The following is a 21,541-nucleotide window of genomic DNA, read 5'->3' on the forward strand; positions in this document are numbered from 1 at the left end:
ACACTGTGATGCTAATTTTAAGCATAAAGTGTATTTACTAATCATAAAATAATTTTCAAATTCCTTTCACTCGTTAATTATAAATTAAATAATTCAAACCAGTATAGTAAATCAGTGTTAGAACTTTAAAGAATAAATTTTACAAACCTTTAAAAGTTTATTTACATGCTTGCAATGAATTACAGAGGCCCGTATAGGGTCCGTGCCGAACAACGGCCAATGCCAGAAATATTACATCCGGAAGATGCCATTGTACGGGTAACACGTACTTGTATATGCGGATCTGACCTGCACCTCTATCATGGTTTTGTACCTGATACGCGTGTTGGTATGACTTTCGGGCATGAGTTTACAGGGGTTGTAGAGGAGGTTGGACCGGCAGTTCAGAATCTTAAAGTTGGCGACAATGTTTTGGTGCCGTTCAATATTGCCTGCGGTAGATGTAATTTTTGCAAGCAGGGTCTTTACGGCAATTGCCACGAATCAAATCCGCAAGCAACAGCGGTTGGCGGCATATTTGGTTACTCGCACACGGCCGGTGGTTTTGATGGCGGACAGGCAGAATATGTAAGGGTGCCTTATGCAGATGTTGGCCCAACGGTTATACCGCCCGATATGGACCTGGATGATGCAGTAATGTTGACCGATGTGGTACCAACAGGATATCAGGCAGCCGAAATGGCTGGCATTAAACCAGGTGATACTGTGGTTGTATTTGGTGCCGGACCAATTGGTATAATGGCAGCCAGGTGCGCATGGTTCTTCGGGCCTTCGAGAGTGATTATCATCGATCATGTTGAGTATCGTTTAGAATTTGCCCGAAATTATTCCAAGTGCGAAGCTTACAACTTCAAGTCGATTGGTGATCCGGTTGTGTTTTTAAAGAAAACCACCGATTGGTACGGTGCTGATGTTTGTATTGATGCCGTAGGCTGTGAGGCAGAAGGTAATACCTTGCAAACACTTAGCGGGAGGGTGGCACTTATGCAAGCGGGTGCAGGTACTGCGTTGCAATGGGCAATCAATTCTGTTAAAAAAGGAGGCATTGTATCAGTAGTGGGTGTTTATGGTCCTCCGTTTAATTTAATACCAATAGGCAATGTTGTAAATAAGGGCATTACTCTTCGTGCTAACCAGGCATCAGTAAAGCGTTTACTGCCTAAGCTAATTGAACACGTACAGGCGGGCAGGCTAAAACCAAGCGAATTGATAACGCATCGTATTCCGCTGGAAGAAGTAGCTGATGCTTATCGCTTGTTCTCTTCCAAGCTTGATAATTGTATAAAAACTGTTTTAATACCATCTGCTAAAGCATAGATCTATGGCCAATAAAGATATTGATGTAAAAAGCATCCCGGGATATGGCATGGATGCCGATCCGGAAAACGAACCAACATACCCGATGAAGAACTACACAGGTGACGATCATAACCGTATCAATTATGAGCGGGCCGCACAGCAACCACAAAACATTGAGGTGCTGTGTTCAAATGAGCGCCCTGTAATAACGGCTGTATTTGGCACCTCTACGCCTCCGTCAGGTTTAAGTGGCATGATAAGGCGTTACGCCTTTAAACATAGCGAAGACAGATATCGTCACTGGCTGCCCCTTATTTTTGCTGATCGTATAAACGTATATGAAGGCATCATTGCTGATTTAGCCAAAGGCTATATGCCCAACACATTTGCTGAGGGTGGCATTAAAATGGAATTGAAGTACAATCCAAAAAAATATATAGCCAAAGGCTTGCTTTGTGCCGCCGTGGCGGTAGGGGTGGGTGCTTTGCTCCTAAAGAAAAGAAAGTAAATCTTTCATTCATTCCAACGCCCCGGTAAGTTTGCTTACCGGGGCTTTTTGTTTTGATATAGCTACTATGTTTAAGTATAAATTAAACATAATTAACATTTTACGAGCGGTAATAAGATGCTTTGTTTAAATTAGTAGGCGAAAAACCTACAGCATATCACAATAAATGAAACTCAGCACAAAAAAGATAGCAATCCTTATAGAAAGTGATTTTTTTGAAAACGAGATTTTTTACTACCAATACCGGTTTGCTGAAGAGGGTGCCGATTTGCATTTCTTAACCCGCTTATGGGGGCAACCAAAACTCACATTCTACGGTAAAGAATATAAAGCGCCTTTAGATTGTATTGAGAGTTTTGAAAGCATGACAGATGAGGAATTGAACTCGTTTGATGCCATCATAGTTCCATCGGGTTTTGTGGCCGACCGCCTTCGTTATACCGAAGACGTAGATCAACTACCACCAGCCACGCAGTTTTTAAAACGGGCGTTTGCCAATAAAAAAATTATCAAAGGCATAATTTGCCACGGTTTATGGCTTGTAGCACCCGCAACAGAACTTGTTATAGGACGTAAGCTGGTGTGCCATAATAACCTTATTGGAGATGCCAAAGCCTATGGTGCAGTTTACACCAATGAAGATGTAGTAATTGATAATGACCTTGTTACTGCACGTTCAGGTGGTCACGCACATTTATTTGCCAAAAAAATAATTCAACTTCTGTCAGGTGCTGAGGCATGATTGTAATTTCCAATTTTAACCTGAAATACAAGGCGTATGGATATTAACTTCACCTTTTCAGATACTATTGCCGGTTACGTAATTGATTTTAGTTTGCGCGAGCAATCGTTCAAACTAAAAACATCTGATGATCGTGAGTTTGTCATTCACCTTATGCCTAACACTTACGCACGTTTTGCACGTAATTTGGGCGAGCCCTATCAGGATGCAACCGAACAAATTAATCATCTGTTGGCCTTGCCGCGGCAAATGGTGTTTGCTTACGGTACTTTTTATCCAGGAAATGGCGGCATGCTATTCCAGGCACAATGGTTAATTTTTCCGGGTAAAGGACCGAGTAACTATCGCCATGAAGAACCCGATTGGTGGATTAGGCAAGTTGAGTCTATAGGCCATAGCTATCTGAAATGGCAGTTCAATTATCCGCAAGAGCCTATCAATTATCGCCAATACCGCACATTTTTGCATTTAGGTGGCAGTAAGCACGGCGATTATTTGCAGGAAACAGATACAATTTCTCGTTTGGTGTATGGCTTTGCATCAGCTTATTTATTAACCGGCAAAGACGAGTTTTTGGAAGGAGCAGAGGCCGGTACAAACTACCTGCGCAAGCATATGCGTTTTTTTGACCAGGACGAAGATATCGTGTACTGGTATCATGGTATAAAGGTCGATGGTGAAAAGGAAACTAAATTGCTTACATCTGAGTTTGGGGACGACTACGACTCCATACCCATGTATGAGCAAATTTATGCACTTGCCGGCCCTACGCAAACTATGCGTATAACGGGCGATCAGCGTATTATGACGGATATTGAAAAGACTATCTCACTTTTTGAACGCTTTTATAAAGATGAGGCGCAGGAAGGTTACTTTTCACATATCGATCCTATAATGTTGAGTGCTCGTGATGAATCATTAGGTGCAAACAGGGCGCGTAAAAACTGGAATTCAATTGGTGATCATGCACCGGCTTATCTCATTAACCTTTACCTGGCCACAGGGGATTCTAAATATGCTGAGTTCTTAGAATATACATTTGATACTATCACGAGGTTCTTTCCTGATTACTTGAATAGCCCGTTTATACAGGAGCGGTTTAACGAGGATTGGAGTAAAGACCAGGTGTGGGGCTGGCAGCAAAACCGCGCGGTTGTAGGGCATAACCTTAAAATTGCATGGAATTTGATGCGCATGCAATCGCTTAAGCCAAAAGTAGAATACCTTGATTTTGCCCGCAAAATAGCCGAAGAAATGCCGGATGTTGGCTGCGACCGGCAACGTGGCGGCTGGTATGACGTGGTTGATCGCATTAAAAAGCCCGATGGCAAACATCACGAGTTTTCCTTTCATGATCGTAAGGCCTGGTGGCAGCAAGAGCAGGCAATTTTAGCCTACCTCATTATGCATGGCACTTTAAAAGATGATGAATACCTACGCTATGCACGGGAAGTTGCTGCCTTTTACAGCGCATTTTTTTTGGATACAGATGACGGTGGGGTTTACTTCAATACTTTAGCCAACGGGTTGCCATATTTAGTTGGTAATGAAAGGTTTAAAGGCAGTCATTCTATGAGTGGTTATCATAGCATGGAGCTGTGCTATCTGTCGGCTACTTACATTAACCTTCTCATTAAAAAGCAGCCTATGTTTATGTATTTCAAGCCTTATCCAAATTCATTTAAGGACAACATACTCAGGGTTTCACCCGATATTTTACCTGAGGGCAGTATTTGTATTGAAGCCTGTTTTATAAACGATGAACCTTACCATGATTTTGATGCCAAAGGTCTTTTTGTAAACCTGCCTCAAACCGATAACCAGGTGCGCGTAAAGGTGAAGCTTGCGCCGGTAACATGGTTAGATTAAATATGATTTGATAAGCCACAGCCTTAGGAATTTAGAAATGATAAATTTATAATGAAAGTATCCGTAAAGGAAACCGAAACAGCAGTGATTGCCTCTATTGAAGGCAGTATTGACAGCAAAACTGCTCCCGATTTGCAGCAAAGTATATTACCGGTAGTGAACGACCGTAACCTCATGGTGCTTGATCTTACTGCTGTAAGCTTTGTATCCAGTGCGGGGTTACGGGTATTACTTATGGTTTACCGTCAGCTAAAAAGCAATAACGGTAAGGTTGTGCTGGTAGGTGTGTCTGAAGAAATAATGGATGTGATGTTTATGACCGGCTTTATAACCTTTTTTGAAATTGCACCAACTCTTAAGGAAGCATTTGCAAATAATTAATATGGCCGAGCTTGACCTGCGTATTGATTATTACCCAACACATGAGCATAAGGGCATAAAATATCGCCGTGGTCATGTGTTGCCTTTTGGTGCCACTATGGTACCTAACGGGGTTAACTTTTCGGTATACTCAAGCGCATCAACATCTTGTACGTTAGTAATGTTTGAAAGGGGTGAGGCATCGCCCTTCGCAGAGATTCCGTTTCCGGATGAGTTCAAAATTGGTAACGTTTACTGCATGATTGTATTTGATCTCGACTTTGAGAATTTGGAATATGGTTACCGCATGGACGGACCTTATGATCCAGCTAACGGCCATCGGTTCAATAAGGATACTATACTATCCGACCCATATGCCAAAGCTATTGGCGGCCGTGACACATGGTTGGCATTGCCGAATAAGGATGAAATGTATTCGTTTCGGTCGAGGCTTGTGTTTGAGGATTTTGACTGGGAGTATGACCGTCCGCTGCAAATTCCTATTGAAGACCTGGTAATATATGAAATGCATGTGCGCAGCTTTACTATGCACCCGACATCGGGCGCTAAGTATAAGGGTACGTTCGCCGGCATACGCGAAAAAATTCCATATCTAAAGGAGCTTGGCATAAATTGTATAGAGTTAATGCCCATTTACGAATTTGATGAATGGGAACATAGCAAACTTCACCCCGAAACAGGTGAACAATTAGTGAACTACTGGGGTTACAGCACGCTCAATTTCTTTTCGCCTAAAGCGGGCTATGCTGCCAGTGGCAGGCTGGGTATGCAGGTTGATGAATTGAAAACGCTGATTAAAGACTTGCACAGCAACGGTATTGAGGTTTTTTTGGATGTTGTGTTTAACCATACCGCCGAGGGTGATCACCGCGGACCTGCCATATCTTTTAAAGGAATTGATAACAAAACTTACTATATGCTTACGCCCGAAGGTTATTACTTCAATTTTTCGGGAACTGGTAACACGCTTAACTGCAACAACCCGGTGGTGCGCAACATGGTATTGGATTGTTTACGTTACTGGGCTTCGGAGTACCACATTGACGGCTTTAGATTTGATTTGGCAGCAATTTTAGGAAGGGCACCTGATGGAAGTCCGCTGAATAACCCGCCATTGTTAGAGTCACTGGCGTTTGACCCTGTGTTGGCTAATTGCAAGCTTATTGCAGAAGCCTGGGACGCGGGTGGATTGTACCAGGTAGGTAATTTTCCGGCGTACGGTCGTTGGGCCGAATGGAATGGTAAATACCGCGACAATGTGAGGAAATATCTTAAAGGCGATGCAGCAATGGTTGGCCACTTAGCCCAGGCAATACAAGGTTCGCCGTGGATGTACCCAACGCGAGGCACTACCGCCGGTATAAATTTTATAACCTGCCATGATGGGCTTACTTTGTATGACTTATTTGCATACAACACTAAACATAATTACGCAAACGGGGAAGACAATAACGATGGCTGCAGCAATAACGAAAGCTGGAACTGTGGCTACGAAGGCGAAACAGTTATAGAAGAGGTAATTGCCTTGCGGCACCGGCAAATGAAAAATGCGCTCACCATATTGTTAGTAAGCCAGGGCGTACCCATGATTTATATGGGCGACGAGATGGGCCGCACACAACATGGTAACAATAATGCTTACTGTCATGATAACGATATAAACTGGCTAAACTGGGAACTCAAAAACGAGAACGCCGATTTATTTGTTTTTGCAAAGCATGTAATTGCCTTTCGCAAAGCACACCCTGTGCTGCGCAATCGTAATCACTTTACGCATACCGATTACATGCACACCGGCTTTGCCGATATAACCTTTCACGGTGTGAAACCCTTCCAATGCGATTTTTCGGCTGATAGCAGGGTGTTTGCTTGCATGCTTAACGGGCAGTATGCTAAAAACGGCACCTGTTTGGATGATTATATTTATATAGCCACCAACTCATCGTGCGAAGCATTTAAATTGGAATTGCCTTTACTGTCCAACGGTATGTGCTGGCATACATCAGTCAATACTGGAATAGTTGATGCACCTTGCCATTTTGATATAGGCAACGAGCCTGTTATCCAAAACACGGTACAATATGTTTTGGGCCCGCGTTCAGTAATTGTATTACTAGGTAAACTTAAAAATACTAACCCATTGTAAAATAACACTATGGCTTTTATAATTACATCAGAAATAAGCGAAGGAATTGCTAAATTAACCCTGTCAGGTTCGCTTGACTCTTCATCGGCATCATTGATGCAGGTTGAGATACAAAAGGTAGCTACGCAGGCACCGTCTGCCTTGGTACTTTACATTAGCGAACTTGAGTTTATGTCATCAGCCGGTTTGCGCATGCTCATTTTTGCCAAGCAAAAGTTAGGTACATCGGTGCAAATTTATATAGTACAACCGCAGGGCCAGATAGTGGATACCCTGCAAATGACCGGCATAATACACAGCGTACATATTGTTGATAATTACCCAGCCCAATAAGCCATGGATAAAATGGTTAAAACGTTTGCGGCTACGCTTGATTCACTTGAGCCAATAAGGAATTTTATTGCGGAACATTGTGTTGAGGTAAATCTCAATAAAAAGCAAACTTACGGGCTTTGCCTGGCGGTGGACGAAATTGCAACTAATATCATAAACTACGGTTATCCGGCTACAGGTGCATCAAACGGGCAAATAGAGGTTCATGTGCAAACTAATTTTAGTGATCAGTTAAAGGTTACGTTGATTGATACTGCAACACCATTCAACCCGTTGCAACACTTAACACCTGAAGAGGCAGACCTCAATATACCACTTGAGGAGCGCCCTATTGGAGGCCTTGGTATAGTGTTGGCCCGGCAAAGCGTTGATGATTTTAATTACGAGTATAAAGATGGCAGTAATTACAATATTTTTGTAATTAACGCACAGGCTTAAAGCCTTTTCACAATTATATATAATGAGTAAAACCAGGTATACAGTTAATCCGTTCCCCGGCATCAGAAATTTTGAGCCGGATGAAGATTACCTGTTTTTTGGGCGCGATAAGCAAATTGATGATATAACGCAGCTGCTTACAGCTACCCGCTTTTTGGCACTCATTGGATACTCGGGTAGTGGTAAATCATCGCTCATTAAAGCAGGTATTATACCCGCTATCACCAAGCAAAAAAATAATATAATACCTGCCGGGGGGTGGACCACCCTTTACTTCCGACCTGATGGTAACCCTTTTCACTCATTTGCCGATACCCTTATTAATGTTGCCGGCGATAATAACTACAGTGATGAGGAAAATCACGTAAAGTTAACTGCCGACTATTTGAAAAACCAGGCAGGAAGTTTAACAAACGTTTACAAAACATACAAAAATGTCAACGAAAAAAACTGGCTCATTGTAATTGACCAGTTTGAAGAGGTATTCCGTTTTAGGAATAATCATGAGGTTGATGATCATGATGATTCACAGGCATTTATTAACCTGCTGTTATCGGGTTTGGCTGATTCAGAATTGCCTGTATATATCATGATATCCATGCGGTCAGACTTTTTAGATAACTGTACCGAGTTTGAAGGATTGCCCGAAGCCATTAATAAGGCGTCGTACCTGTTACCTAAAGTTAACCGAAAAGGAATTTTTGAGATTATTACACAGCCGGTAGCTGTTTGTAACGCTCAAATTACGGCCGATTTGGTAAGCATGTTGATGAGCGACTTAAGTGACAACCTTGATCAGCTCCCTGTTTTGCAGCACGCTATGATGCGTACGTGGGATTATTGGAAGCAGCATGAATCGGCCGATACTGAAATTGATGTAAGTCACTACGAAGCCATTGGTACAATGGAAGCGGCTTTATCTATACATGCTGAAGAAATTTACAATCACTTAAACGAGCGTAAACAAAAAATTGCCGAAAGAATATTTAAGGCTCTTACTGATGTGACAACCAACAGCAAGGGTACCCGCAGGCCTGCACAGCTTTGTGAGTTAATTGAACTCACCGGCGCTCCTGAGCGGGAAGTGGTGGACGTAATTGATGAGTTTCGCGCACCTGGGCGTGCATTTTTAATGCCTGTGTACACCGTGGGACTTGAAGAAGATACCGTTGTTGATATTGCACATGAGAGTATTATGCGGGTTTGGACCCGTTTAAACGAGTGGGTTTATGCCGAAGAAAAATCAGCAGAGCTATATACCCGTTTATCCAAATCAGCAGATTTGTATCAGCAGGGTAAAGCCGGCTTATGGGTTGATCCTGATTTGGCCCTGGCCGTTAAGTGGCAACAAACCACTAATCCTACCGTGGCATGGGCTAAACGCTATGACCCTGCCTTTGAGCGGGCCATGTCGTTTTTAGAATACAGCAAAAAGGAAAGCCACTTTAAAACAGAACAACGTGCCCGCAAACAGGCTAATGAACTAAAGCGGGCCCGCCGCACGGCTATCATACTGGGTACAGCATCCATCTTATCAATTCTTTTACTGGTTTTTGCTTTAAATTTAAAGTTTAAGGCCGAGTCAAGTGAAAAGCGGGCTTTGGAAAACGAGAAGCAAATGAAGGTTGAGGGTGCCGAGGCCGACATGCAACGTAAACAGGCAGTGCTGCAGCAAAAAATTGCAGAACAACAGCAAAGCATCGCCTCACAGCAGCAAAGCCTGGCCGAAGAGCAAAAGTTAACCGCTATAAGTGAACGTCACAATGCCGAGCTGCAAAAGCAGGTTGCACAATCGCAAACACGTGAGGCTAACTTGCAGCGGCAACAAGCAATTTACCAAAAGCGGCAGGCCGATACTGCACGCTTAGCGGCAGTTGACTCGGGTAAAGTTGCACAGCGCCAGCGTGATAATGCTATTATATCACGACGCGAGGTGGAAACCTTACGTATGCTTTCGGAAGCCCGCTCAATTGCATTTAAGTCAAATCAACTATCCGGAGATTCGCAAAAGGACACGCTGAGTATGCAAATGGCATTTTTGTCGTATGTAATTAACCGCGAGTACGGTGGTACAGGTCAAAACCGTGCGGTATATGATGCCTTAAAAGCCCAGCTAAACCGCTATTACAGCAAAGTGCTGCGTTATACTTACGGTGTTAAATCAAACCCTACAGGTTACGATTTTAGGAGCGTAGTCTTTATAAACAATTCTGACTTTTTCACAGCCGGCGACGATGGAACCATCAAGCAATGGACTATCACAAATGCTCCGGTTCAAATCAAGGCTGTAAAATCAAGTAAAAGTATCGGGCAAAGCATAAACGCAATAGTACTATCACCCGATAAAAAATTCCTGTTGAGCCGTTCGGTAGCTGGTACAGTCAATTTGTGGAATGCCGCTACTTTAGCCCCGCTGGCAGTTACGTTGCCAAATGCAACCAAGGCTCAATTTGTAACCTTTTTACCTGCCACAAACGGCTACCGCTTTATGGTTAAAAGTGATAAGTATGCCAGTATTTATACGCACGACAAAAACGGCTCAAAGCTTTTTAACCGCTATCTGCTTTGCAAGGCTTCAAACGACAATGCATCAACAGGTGGCGCGGTACAAATAAAAAAGGATGGCGCCAATGTTTATGTATCGCAAGGAATGGCAGCCTGCCAGCTTACTTTTAATAACGATGGTGACCTTATATCTCAAAACGTTGCGTTTACCATGCGCGACAAAATCAGCAGCATGAACATTAGTAATGACAACGATATACTTGCTGTTGGTACTGACGGCGGCAATATTGATATGTATGATATAAGTGGTGCCAAGCCTGCGTTAGACCTGCGTTTAAACAACCATGCTTCGCGCATTACTGGTATAACCTTCAACCGGGATCAAAGCACGCTTGCTTCCGGCTCTTTAGACAATACGGTGCGACTTGTTAAGTGGAAATCAAGAAAAGAGGATAAAGGCGAAGACCTGATATTTCAGGACCGTAAGGGATGGGTACGCAACATCGCTATGTCGCCCAATTACCGGTACGTATTATCAGTTGGACAATCAGGCCTTATGCAACTTTGGCCCCTTACCGAGCGTGTTGCATTGCGCGAGCTAACCGGTATTGAAGCTAACAAAAAAGTTATTACAGGTGACCTGGACGAGCGTGAACTTGAAAAGGAAATTGGTGCAGATGTTTATAGAAAATTATGGCTTGGGAAGTACAAAAACTTCAGAGCTTTTTGGATGGCTATGACCAGTAAATATTTAAACGGAACAGCATGATAAAATACTTACTTTGCTGTTTATTAGTTCCTTGTATGTGCTTATCTCAGGTAAAGGCTCAAAAAGCCGATACCTGTGCCAGTAGGCTCGCTATTGCCCGCGATATGTATGACGGCGGCAAACTCAACGATGCTTTAAAGCTGGTTGAGGAGTTTTATAAGTGCTCCGGTCAACGTACCAGCGAATACTATAAGCTTAAGGCAAAAATTTACCTTGCTTTGGATTCTAACAGCTATTCGTTACGTAATATTACTGAATACGTAAAATCAAAACCAGGGAATTATGTAACTGATGATGACCCGGCCGTTTTTAAAAGCATGGTGCAATACGTGCAAGATAGTTTAGCCGAACGCCAGATATCATCCGTATCCAAACGCCCTGAAGACATTGACCTTACACCGGCATCAGTAATTGTTGTTAAATATGCTGATATGGTTAAACGTGGATATGGAAACCTGGTTGATTTGCTTAGTGATTTGCCTGGCTTTAATATATCACGCACCAACTCTGTAACCTATGCCAATATCTATCAGCGCGGTTTCAGGCAGGAGAATACTGAGCGTACACTGTTCATGATTGATGGTGTTGAGGAGAACGACGTATGGTCAAACATTGCTTATATATCACGGCAGTACCCTCTTACAAACATCAGCGAAGTGGAGGTTATCTACGGTCCTGCTTCAACACTTTACGGCCCTCGTGCCTTCGTAGGGGCTATTAATATTATTACAAAGTCATATAAAGATCTTACCCAAACCAAGTCGCAACCTTTTACTGCCGGTACAGATAGTGCCGCTTTAGGCTTACATGCTACTGCAAATCTTTCGTACGGAAGCTACAATACGCGTAATCTTGATGTAACCATCGGTGGAAAAACCAGCAACTTTACTTACATGCTTTCGGGCGCTTACTATCAGTCCAACGAACGCAACCTCGATTTTCAAAGCTTTTACCAATACGGACCGCAACAGGTTGATAAGATTAGCAATGCAACCTATGCTGCCAATCTTAACCGTTTATCTTACACTGGTACACAGGCGGCTGTTGATGCTGCCATAGCACGTTACGGCGCTGGAAATTTCGTAAGTACCAGAAATGCTGATGGCAGTTATACGGCACGCGTTAACCCTGCTGCAATAAATACGCTTATTGATAGGGCGCGAGCCGCCGATAAGGCAACGCTCTCATCAAACGTAAATGGTAACCCTTGGAGTTATGCAAACTCAGCAGCCGATTGGTTTGTAAGCGGCAAGGTACGTTCTGATAACTTTGAAGCCGGTTTCCGTACCTGGAAGTTAAAGGAAAGTTTTAATTATTATCAAAGCCTCTATGCAGCCGGAACAAAAAATGGCAGTGCATGGGCGCCCATCAATACAACGCTGTATACTACCTATGATAAACGCTTTGAAAATATTACATTTTCCAACCTTACTTCCTATGAAATATCGGGTTTAGATAAAGCGTCTAATTTGGTTACCGCCAATACGTTTTATAGTGAGACAAGCAGATTGTCGTTATTTAACCTTATTGAGCCAACAACACTGATTGACGGCAATATGAATGCCTTTAGTAACCGCTTTTACTATTACAAAGGGCAGCAGTTCAGAACTGATAGTAAGGTAACTTACGCCAAAAATAAGTTTTCAATACTAGGTGGTTTTGAATACAGATACAGCCAGTTACAAGGCGATTATCTTACGTATACCAATTTTGCCACTGCCGAGCCAATTGATCAAAGTAACGTTGCTTATGCGCAGGAACAAGGCACTACAGCCACCTTGCCTCGTGGCGGAAACCAATACAACACCATGGACATTGGTGTGTATAGTCAGGCTACTTACCAGCTTAAAGATTCGCTATTATATGCCACTGCCGGCGGGCGTTTTGATTACAACCGCATTAATACCAATGCAGGTTTTGGGCAGGTGTTTTCACCAAAGCTAGCTTTGGTTGCCTCTCTTAAAAAGGCGGTTTTAAAATTGATATATTCCCAAGGTATTCAAAACCCATCACAATTTACTAAGTTCTCAACCAGCACAACCCGTAATGCCAACCCAACGCTGCGTGCCGAAAAAATTCGCAACTATGAATTTATAGTACTGAACAAACACGGTGTAAACGCTATTAATTGGGATTTATCTGTAGCATACTCGTCAATAATTGACGCTGTTTCGAGTGGGCCTGACCCTAATAACGCTGGGCGCACTATAAATCAAAATAATGGACAGTACACCATTTTTACCGGTCAAGGTAACCTACTATATCATCCCCAGCAATCACACTGGGATGCTTATTTCAATGTAACGTACACGCGTGCAAGGCAAACAGCAAACAGTTCGGTGATTGATTTTCAAAAGCAAATTATAGCCGACATCGCTCCGTGGAAATTCAATGCCGGGGTAAATTACGCCTTTAACCTAAGTCAAAGTGCATTCAACATTAACCTTCGCGGAAATTACGTTGACGCTAAACCGGTTGGCGAGGGGACCACTGTACCAGCTAACGCAGGTGTAGATGGCACTAACTACATTCCCCGCTTCGTACTATTCAATTCTGCATTAACCTATCAAAATAAACGCTATAACTGCTTTACGCTGCAATTTGTAGTTAACAACATCCTAAATACGCTGTACTACAACCCCGGGCCGCGTAATGCCAACGCTAACTTTACTACCGCCATATCGGGCTTTGTACCGTATGTGGCTCAACGTGACCGAAACTTCTTAATCACTCTAAAATTTAACCTATGAACACCGCGCCTGTAAATGCTTATGAAGTGCGTAACGCTGATTATTCTGTTGTTCATGCCGAATCGGAAGTTGACTTTGATCAATTCATTAAGGTCTTAAACATTAATGATGGCGATAAAGTAATTGATGTTGGTGGTGGTTACGGATCAATTTTTTTGCGTTTACTACCCCGGCAACCTCATGTCAACTTTGAGTACGATTTGTTAGACGGCGGTATGCTGCAACTAAAAAAAGGCGAGGAGCGGATAAGTGCATCACTTCAGCAACACAATAATCAGTCGGTGGTAAGATATCTGCATCAGGATGCTACAGAGCTAAACTTGCAAAGTAACTATTATGACTTGGTGATATGTAAAATGTTTTTGCATGAGATACCTGCAATTCATCAAAAAGCTTTGATAAATCGATTATTTGAAATTGTTAAACCGGGCGGCAGGCTTGTTGTGTGGAACCCTGATTTGCAGGAGAGCGATTATAAGTTTTATACCAGTGTAATCCGTAAAAAAGATGAGCTTGCCGGATATCAGTCGTTAGTCCAAAACCGGCATTTTCTGCTCAACGCCGATTTCTGTGGCTTAACACATGAGGCTGGATTTACGAGCATACAAAAGCAACTCACCTTCGACTATCATTTGCACACCCGAAACCGACTCAATGAGGAGTTTTTTGGTGATAAGCAAAAGCTTAAAGATTGGAACGACTACATTTTGCAAATTGCAAAGGATCTGGACATAGCTACACGCACCGAACTTAAAATTAAAAGCTTGGATGATAACGTGTATATCAATTTTAAACGCAGTGTTTATTCCTTAATAAAACCCTGATTTGTTCGGTAATCAATGGCCGCCCGTAAATTAAATAGTATAAGCGCTAAGGTATTCAACCTTAAAAAAGGCGAGGAGAAAGTAGTGGCATTACTAACGTGCTATTCTTTTTTTATGGGTATTGCATACGCTTACTTTTATACAGCCTCAACTTCTTTGTTTATTGGCAAGTTTGAAATAGGCATGCTGCCATATGCTTACATGGGGCAGGGCGTAGTAAATTATTTTGTATGGCTGTTATTTAAGCGTTTGCAAAAGTACATGTCATTTTCAAAGGTTTTTGTAGCCGGTGGCATATTCTTATTTGTGAGTGTAGTGGTGCTTTCATTAGAGTATATATATAATGAAAGCAAGTTTTCGGCTTATGCTTTATTTGTTTGGTATAATATATTCCTGTTACTAAATGGAATAGGTTTTTGGGGTATAGCTGCTAAAATATTCAATTTGAGTCAGGCTAAAAGATTATTTGGCCTGATTGGCTCCGGTGAAATACTGGCAAGAGTCATCAGCTTTTTATCTGTTCCACTACTGCTAAAATCTATAAAAACTGCCGATTTGTTCTACTTGTCAATTGGTGGATTAGTAATTTGCCTGGTGCTTATGCCAATTATTACGCGTTACCTCAAAGGGCAAATTAATGTGGCCAAGCCAAACCTTTCGGTTGATGCACAACATGGTAAAAACAGCGAAAGTATTTTTAAAAACCGTTACTTCCTGTTCATATTTATACTGGCCCTTTTTCCGTTGTTTGCTACCTTTTATGTAGATTTTATATTTTTAGGACAAGTTAAGATACAGTTTGTTAACGCGAAGGTAATCAGTGGTCTTATAAGTGTATTTATGGGTAGTATGTCGGTTGCCGAATTCATACTTAAAACCTTTGTATCGGGCCGGGTAATGACCAAATATGGCTTGTTGTTGAGTTTGTTATTGCTGCCAGTTTTACTGGCATTTTCTACAACATTAGCCGCTGTATTAGGTACATTTTACGGTACGGTTGGCTTATTCTTCTCGTTTATAATTTTAAGCCGCTTGTTTGTGCGGGTTGTGCGCACGTTGTTTTTCGATCCGTCATTTCAAATACTCTATCAACCTGTTCCTATTGAGTACCGCCTAGGGTTGCAAAGTAAAGTAGAAGGTGTATCAAAATCCATCGGATTTATTTTTGCCGGCGGAATGCTTTTGTTACTTGCGCGGGCCAAATTTTTGAATGTAGTAATGTACAATTACATTTTCCTGGTAATAATTGCTGCATGGATATGGGTATCATATCAGTTGTTTCATGAGTACAAGCACCTGTTAAAATCAGCAGTAGCTAAGCTAACAGCCTATGTTGTTAATGATGATAAAACAGGCAGCCTGGCTATAAGTCAGTATTTGGGGATGATAGATACCCATAACGTTAAAAAAACAGCTGCCGCATTAAATTTACTCCAAAAAATAGCGCCCTCAGCATTCAATCTCATATTGCTTCGATTACTTCCTAAAAGCCAAGGCTCGCTTCATAACATTATACTGGACAAATTGGAGCAGGATAATATAACAATTGCTGTACCCGTGTTGGAGTTTTGCCTGAAAAATGATAATCCAACCGGTATGACCAGTCGTTATGCCGAACTCAAAACTTATCTCGTACAGCAACAGCGGGCCGATTATAAAATTGTACTACAACAAGCCCGGTCACCTATGGCTGCCGAACGTCTAAGTGTAGCCCATCTGATGGCTTTTTACCAAAACTATAACGGTTACAAAATACTCAACGAGCTATTACATGATGATGTGATTACGGTACGCAACGCTGCATTAATGGCCTCGGGCAACATTAAAAAGCGTGAATTGTGGCCACTTATGATAAAGGGTTTGCTCAATGACGAAACAGCTTATGCTGCAATACACGCCATAAAGCATGTAGGCGAGCCTTTGCTGCCATATCTTGATGCGCTGCTAAACCGTGTTGATTTAAGCAAGAATAGCTATATACGGGTAGTGAAAACTATTGCAGCAATTAATAGCAGCAAAGTTGAGCCGTTGTTGATAGCTCATTTAAACCTGGTTGAGGCTGATATACGCAATAATATATTTACGGCCCTTCATAACCGCCATTATCATTTCCCGGCAAATGAGCATCAAATGCTCAAAGAATACATCGAAAATGAGATTGAAACTATTGCCTGGATATCTGCGGCAATTTTAGATATTGAGATTGAGGCCGGTGCTGCGGAATTAAGGAAAAGTCTCGAGTTGGAGCTGCGTTTCAAAATTGGCCTTACATTCAAATTGCTTTCCATGATGTATGATGCCAACGTTATTCGCTTCTTCATCAATAGCTTCGAAAGTTCATCGCCCGAGGAAAGAGCCTACGCAATGGAGGTGCTGGACATGACGGTGCCTGCTGATATCAAAAAGTTATTCATGCCTTTATTGAACGATTTGAGCAATGCCGAATTGGTGCAAGCCTATGACGATAGCTATAATCAGCAACGTTTGGCAGTAAAAGACAGGCTGATTGATATTGTAAACAAAGATTACACTAAAATAAACTATTGGACTAAAGCTATGGCAGTAAACCTGCTTACCACTTTTGCAGGTAGCGATGAGGTGTTACAGGCGCAAATGCTAAGTCATAATAAACTATATTGTGAAACTGTACTTTGGCAACTATATAACAGCAACCCTTATTTAATAGATGTAGTAACCCAACGACTAAACACTGCAGACCGTGACCGTGTGTTGGAGCGTACCAAACGATTCAAAAATATTAATGTAAAGCGATATTTACTTACAGACTTGGTCAGTCTATTCAAACAAAATGTATTCTTTAAAAGCTTACCCATGTTTGAATTAATGAACCTGTGTGAGATTGCCAGGCAACAGTATCTGGCTCAAGGGGAAGGCGCTAACTTGACGCATGAGCATGATACCGAGGCGCTATATTTTGTAATGAAAGGACAGCTAAGAATTACCGATGACTACGGTGAACACCACCTTGAAAGTTCTGACTTTTACTGGTTTGTAGCACAGGGTGCAACCTGGTCTTTAAACATTCAAGCTGTATTTGATACTGCTTACGTCAAAATAAGTGCAAGCGCAATGTATGAGTTGCTGGCAGGGTATGATAACCGGATAAAAAAAATGATAAAAGTGCTCACTGTAATAGCTGATAAGGAAGCCGTCTTATGACAAAAAAGTTGTTAAATTATATAACGCGGCTGAGTTACCTTGCTATTGCAACGTTGTTTTGCGCCTTAAGCGATAATAAGGCATTAGCACAGCAAAATATCGCGGAAACAGGCATTCCCATACAAAAAGACTTTCTACCGGCAGACTATAAAGCCGGAGGCCAAAATTTTGCTATAACGGCCGATAAACGCGGAATAATTTATGTTGCCAACTTTAGCGGCATACTTGAATTTGACGGTACAACGTGGCGAACCATTCTTACCAAGGAACGAACCAAGGTAAACACATTGGTGGCCGATGCAACAGGACGGGTTTATGTAGGCACCCGTGGTGAAATTGGCTACCTACAGCCTGATAGCTTGGGCAGCATGCAATTTGTTAGTCTTACCGAAAAATTGAAGCCATATCATGTTGAATTTCCAGATGTAAGATATAGCTACAGTTCACCCGAGGGAATATATTTTATAACGGCCAATCAAATTATGTTATGGAATGGTAAGAAGTTACAGGTGCAAAGCTTTAGCACACCGCTACTTAGTGCTTTTTATGTAAACAATAAGTTGTATGTGCAGCTTAAAATTGGCGGCTTGCAGGCTTACAATAACGGACGTTTTACTAACCTGAATGGAGGCATGCAGTTTACTGAGCAAGTAACAGTGAACGCTATGATGACTGCAGGTAATAACAACGTAATCATAGCATCCGGTAACCAGGGGTTATTTTTATTAAGTAATGGTGCCATAAAGCCTTTTAAAAGTGAAGCTAACGAGTACCTGAAACGCCATTTGGTATCGTATGGAAGTAAGCTTAAAGACGGTTCATTCGCCATTGGCACCGTAGGGGGCGGAGTGGTTATTGTTACCGACAATGGAATACTTAAACAGGTATTAAACAAAGCTACAACCGGTTTGTACGACAACAACATACACTGTACGTATGAAGATGATAACCACGGTTTTTGGATTGCCACGGAAAAAAACATTACCCGTATTGAAATGCCTTCATACCTTTCTTTCTATAACAGTAAAAAAGGTGTAACAGGTAACGTAAACCGTATATCCCGCTTTAATGGTAAGCTGTATGCAGCTACTGATCAGGGCTTGCTTTGTTATAATACCTCGCAAATGCAATTTAAGCAGGTAGCCGGCCTTCAAGTGCCTTGCCTTTTTATACTTAACTTGGGCAACCGCTTGTTGGTAGCAACATCTAACGGTGTTTACAGTTACAACAGTAATAATGTGCAAAGCGTAACGCAGGGATACGCTCTAACATTATATCAATCAAAAGCAAACCCTGATCTTGTGTACGCCGGGTTAATCAACGGCGTAATAAAAATTCAAAACACTAAAGGCGTGTTTAACTACAAAGGGCGCTTAAGTGGCGTTACTCAAGAGGTGCGCAAAATAACTGAAGATGAGAATGGGCGACTATGGCTTCAGGTACCATCGCAGGGCTTAATTAGCTATAACACATTAAACAATAAAGCTACCTTATACGGACAAGCAGGGGGATTGCCTTATAATTCCGGCAATCACATGAATATTGTTGACGGCAAATTATTAATTGGAACTATTAAGGGTGCTTACCAATTCAATGCTGCCCGAAATAAGTTTGAGCATACCAGTATTTTCAAAGGCGATTCGGTAACTAATTACGCATGGCTAAACCGTATGGTTAATGATGCGAGGGGAAACTTATGGGTAACATCAGGGAATGGTACAGATGTAACTATGTTCAAAAAAGCCGCTGCCCAATACGAACCAACAAACGCTGTGCTGGCACCGGTTAAAGATGATCAAATATACTTTATCTATCCTGATAGTAACGGCTCGGGGGTATGGCTGGGCAGCGCTGAAAAGCTTATATTTTTCAATTCAAAATATGATGTCAAATTTTCGGCTGTCAAGCCTGCATTAATTCGCTCTGTAACAGTCAACACAGATTCGGTTTTATTTAACGGAACCTATTTTAACAAACAAAACCTGCCTGGCTACAATCAAAATGCTCAACTTATACCTGCGCTTAATCACCGCCATAATAGCATCAGCTTTACGTTCACATCACCATCGGCAACGGGCCAAAGTGATATGCAATACAACTACTACCTGGAAGGTTTTGATAGTGACAGCACATCATGGTCAAATCAAACATCAAAAGAATACTCAAACTTGCCTGCCGGCAAATATAGGTTTCATGTAAGGGCTAAAAACATATTTGGTCTTATAAGCAAGCAGGCAACTTATACCTTTAGCATTACGCGGCCCTTTTATCAAACCTTGTGGGCATACGGCGTGTATGCACTAATATTTGGCGGGTTGGTTTTTTGGATAGCACGGTTACGTTCACAAAAATTGCAAAAGGAAAAAGAAAAGCTGGAGGGACTTGTTAAAGAGCGCACCGCCGAGGTCATTACGCAAAAAGAAGCGATAGAAAGCCAGTCGCAGGAATTAGCCAGCAAAAATGACGAACTCGAAAAAATTAACTTGATTGTAAAGTCTATTAATGCCGAAATCAATTTTGACAACCTCATGCAGGCTATATTAGAGCGTGCTAAAATAATACGCGGTGCCGAAAAAGCCGCTATGTTGGTGTTTGATAAAGCAAGCGGTCATTTTAAATTTAAGGCAAGTTATGGCTATAATACGGCAATACTTGATGAAATTAATATTACGCCTGAAGATGCCCAAATACGTTATTTATCAACCGCCGAGGAGATATTTGAGGACATCTATTTTGTGAAATCAGTTAAAAGCATCAAAAATGACGCGCAGTTAGCAAGTGTAAATAAAGCCAAATCCAGTCTCATGATGGTTATAAGAATTAATCATGAAATACACGCTTACATGATTATGGAAAATTGGCAAAAGCGCAATGCATTTGATGAGCGCGATTTTAGTTTACTTAAAAACCTAAAGGAGCACTTTGTAGCCGCAGTAATCAAGACAACGCTTTTGGAAGACATTCAGGAAAGTTTACTAAATTTAAGAAATACCCAGGAGCAACTTATCAGGCAGGAAAAACTTGCTTCCATTGGTCAGTTAACCAAAGGAATTGTTGATAGGATACTTAACCCCCTTAATTACATCAATAACTTCTCAAGCCTATCGGCCAACCTTGTAGATGAATCATTGGAGGTGGTTGAAAAACCGGATATAACCGTGGAAGATAGGGAGGAGATACTTGATATTTTGACTACCGTAAAAAGCAATATGCATAAAGTGCACGAGCATGGATCAAGCGCCTCGCGTATAGTAAAAGGGATGGAAAAGATATTGCGCGAAAAATCAACTGTATTTATAAGCACTGATATTAATAAGCTGGTTGAAACAAGCATGAAGCAGGTATTGCTCGAAGGCTCAAAGGAATTTCCGGGTGTAAGTGTTGATATAAGTTTAAATCTACAAGCCGATGCGGAGAATGTAGATATGCTTCCATCTGAAATGAATACCGTATTAAATAACCTGATATCAAATGCTTACTACGTGGTAGCCGAACGTAAAAAGCTGCAGGCAAATTATCAGCCTCAAATAAGGGTGAGCACGGCATTCGATCATGAGGCATTAAAGATCAAAATTTGGGACAACGGTAAGGGCATTTTACCGCAGGAACGTAAGCAGTTGTTCTCGCCGTTCTTTACAACTAAACCTACTGCTAAAGGCACAGGTTTAGGGTTATACCTGAGTTTGGATATTGTAAAAGAACACAAAGGTTCAATAATGGTAGAAACCGAAGAGGGCGTTTATACAGAATTTACCATCCGAATACCCAAATCACGCCACACAACGCTAAGCAACTAA

General features: G+C 41.8%; 13 protein-coding genes. All 13 read left to right on the forward strand.

Annotated features, from left to right (window positions below; all coding sequences use genetic code 11):
- Positions 1-219 precede the first annotated feature (219 nt).
- The 13 genes from GO816_RS08850 (at position 220) to GO816_RS08910 (ending at position 21,541) form a co-directional block, all read left to right on the forward strand.
- Positions 220-1,317: a zinc-dependent alcohol dehydrogenase gene (locus GO816_RS08850; RefSeq protein ID WP_198171462.1), complete on the forward strand. Its 1,098-nt coding sequence runs from the start codon at positions 220-222 to the stop codon at positions 1,315-1,317.
- A 4-nt stretch (positions 1,318-1,321) separates the two neighbouring features.
- Positions 1,322-1,807: a hypothetical protein gene (locus GO816_RS08855; RefSeq protein WP_157541364.1), complete on the forward strand. Its 486-nt coding sequence runs from the start codon at positions 1,322-1,324 to the stop codon at positions 1,805-1,807.
- A gap of 166 nt (positions 1,808-1,973) precedes the next feature.
- On the forward strand, positions 1,974-2,549 hold the full coding sequence (locus tag GO816_RS08860) for a DJ-1/PfpI family protein (RefSeq protein WP_157541366.1): 576 nt from the start codon (positions 1,974-1,976) through the stop codon (positions 2,547-2,549).
- Positions 2,550-2,585: 36 nt separating this feature from the next.
- Positions 2,586-4,418, forward strand: coding sequence for an AGE family epimerase/isomerase (locus tag GO816_RS08865; RefSeq protein ID WP_157541369.1), 1,833 nt, complete (start codon positions 2,586-2,588; stop codon positions 4,416-4,418).
- A gap of 51 nt (positions 4,419-4,469) precedes the next feature.
- The gene (locus tag GO816_RS08870; protein WP_157541371.1) at positions 4,470-4,799 is read left to right on the forward strand and encodes an STAS domain-containing protein; all 330 of its coding nucleotides are present in this window, start codon (positions 4,470-4,472) and stop codon (positions 4,797-4,799) included.
- Between the two features lies 1 nt (position 4,800).
- Positions 4,801-6,945 (forward strand): glycogen debranching protein GlgX, encoded by a 2,145-nt coding sequence (gene glgX / locus GO816_RS08875; RefSeq protein ID WP_157541372.1) that lies wholly within the window; start codon positions 4,801-4,803, stop codon positions 6,943-6,945.
- A gap of 9 nt (positions 6,946-6,954) precedes the next feature.
- A complete protein-coding gene (locus GO816_RS08880) occupies positions 6,955-7,278 on the forward strand; it encodes an STAS domain-containing protein (RefSeq protein ID WP_157541374.1) in 324 nt (107 codons plus the stop codon).
- A gap of 3 nt (positions 7,279-7,281) precedes the next feature.
- Positions 7,282-7,716, forward strand: a complete 435-nt coding sequence (locus GO816_RS08885) for an ATP-binding protein (protein ID WP_157541376.1) — start codon at positions 7,282-7,284, stop codon at positions 7,714-7,716.
- A gap of 22 nt (positions 7,717-7,738) precedes the next feature.
- Positions 7,739-10,990 carry an nSTAND1 domain-containing NTPase gene (locus GO816_RS08890; protein WP_157541378.1) on the forward strand — a complete coding sequence of 1,084 codons (3,252 nt, stop codon included), beginning with the start codon at positions 7,739-7,741 and terminating at the stop codon, positions 10,988-10,990.
- On the forward strand, positions 10,987-13,740 hold the full coding sequence (locus GO816_RS08895) for a TonB-dependent receptor (RefSeq protein WP_157541380.1): 2,754 nt from the start codon (positions 10,987-10,989) through the stop codon (positions 13,738-13,740). Before GO816_RS08890 ends, GO816_RS08895 begins: the two co-directional genes overlap by 4 nt.
- On the forward strand, positions 13,737-14,564 hold the full coding sequence (locus GO816_RS08900) for a class I SAM-dependent methyltransferase (RefSeq protein WP_157541382.1): 828 nt from the start codon (positions 13,737-13,739) through the stop codon (positions 14,562-14,564). Before GO816_RS08895 ends, GO816_RS08900 begins: the two co-directional genes overlap by 4 nt.
- Positions 14,565-14,579: 15 nt before the next feature.
- Positions 14,580-17,744 (forward strand): hypothetical protein, encoded by a 3,165-nt coding sequence (locus GO816_RS08905; protein ID WP_157541384.1) that lies wholly within the window; start codon positions 14,580-14,582, stop codon positions 17,742-17,744.
- On the forward strand, positions 17,741-21,541 hold the full coding sequence (locus GO816_RS08910; protein ID WP_157541386.1) for a sensor histidine kinase: 3,801 nt from the start codon (positions 17,741-17,743) through the stop codon (positions 21,539-21,541). Before GO816_RS08905 ends, GO816_RS08910 begins: the two co-directional genes overlap by 4 nt.

Origin of the sequence: Mucilaginibacter aquatilis (assembly GCF_009755275.1) — a bacterium.
GTDB lineage: Bacteria > Bacteroidota > Bacteroidia > Sphingobacteriales > Sphingobacteriaceae > Mucilaginibacter > Mucilaginibacter aquatilis.

What these genes read in the sequence shown, in the direction of transcription:
- GO816_RS08850 (WP_198171462.1), top strand. Translation starts at nt 220, where the DNA reads ATGCCAGAAATATTACATCCGGAAGATGCCATTGTACGGGTAACACGT.
- GO816_RS08855 (WP_157541364.1), top strand. Translation starts at nt 1,322, where the DNA reads ATGGCCAATAAAGATATTGATGTAAAAAGCATCCCGGGATATGGCATG.
- GO816_RS08860 (WP_157541366.1), top strand. Translation starts at nt 1,974, where the DNA reads ATGAAACTCAGCACAAAAAAGATAGCAATCCTTATAGAAAGTGATTTT.
- GO816_RS08865 (WP_157541369.1), top strand. Translation starts at nt 2,586, where the DNA reads ATGGATATTAACTTCACCTTTTCAGATACTATTGCCGGTTACGTAATT.
- GO816_RS08870 (WP_157541371.1), top strand. Translation starts at nt 4,470, where the DNA reads ATGAAAGTATCCGTAAAGGAAACCGAAACAGCAGTGATTGCCTCTATT.
- glgX (WP_157541372.1), top strand. Translation starts at nt 4,801, where the DNA reads ATGGCCGAGCTTGACCTGCGTATTGATTATTACCCAACACATGAGCAT.
- GO816_RS08880 (WP_157541374.1), top strand. Translation starts at nt 6,955, where the DNA reads ATGGCTTTTATAATTACATCAGAAATAAGCGAAGGAATTGCTAAATTA.
- GO816_RS08885 (WP_157541376.1), top strand. Translation starts at nt 7,282, where the DNA reads ATGGATAAAATGGTTAAAACGTTTGCGGCTACGCTTGATTCACTTGAG.
- GO816_RS08890 (WP_157541378.1), top strand. Translation starts at nt 7,739, where the DNA reads ATGAGTAAAACCAGGTATACAGTTAATCCGTTCCCCGGCATCAGAAAT.
- GO816_RS08895 (WP_157541380.1), top strand. Translation starts at nt 10,987, where the DNA reads ATGATAAAATACTTACTTTGCTGTTTATTAGTTCCTTGTATGTGCTTA.
- GO816_RS08900 (WP_157541382.1), top strand. Translation starts at nt 13,737, where the DNA reads ATGAACACCGCGCCTGTAAATGCTTATGAAGTGCGTAACGCTGATTAT.
- GO816_RS08905 (WP_157541384.1), top strand. Translation starts at nt 14,580, where the DNA reads ATGGCCGCCCGTAAATTAAATAGTATAAGCGCTAAGGTATTCAACCTT.
- GO816_RS08910 (WP_157541386.1), top strand. Translation starts at nt 17,741, where the DNA reads ATGACAAAAAAGTTGTTAAATTATATAACGCGGCTGAGTTACCTTGCT.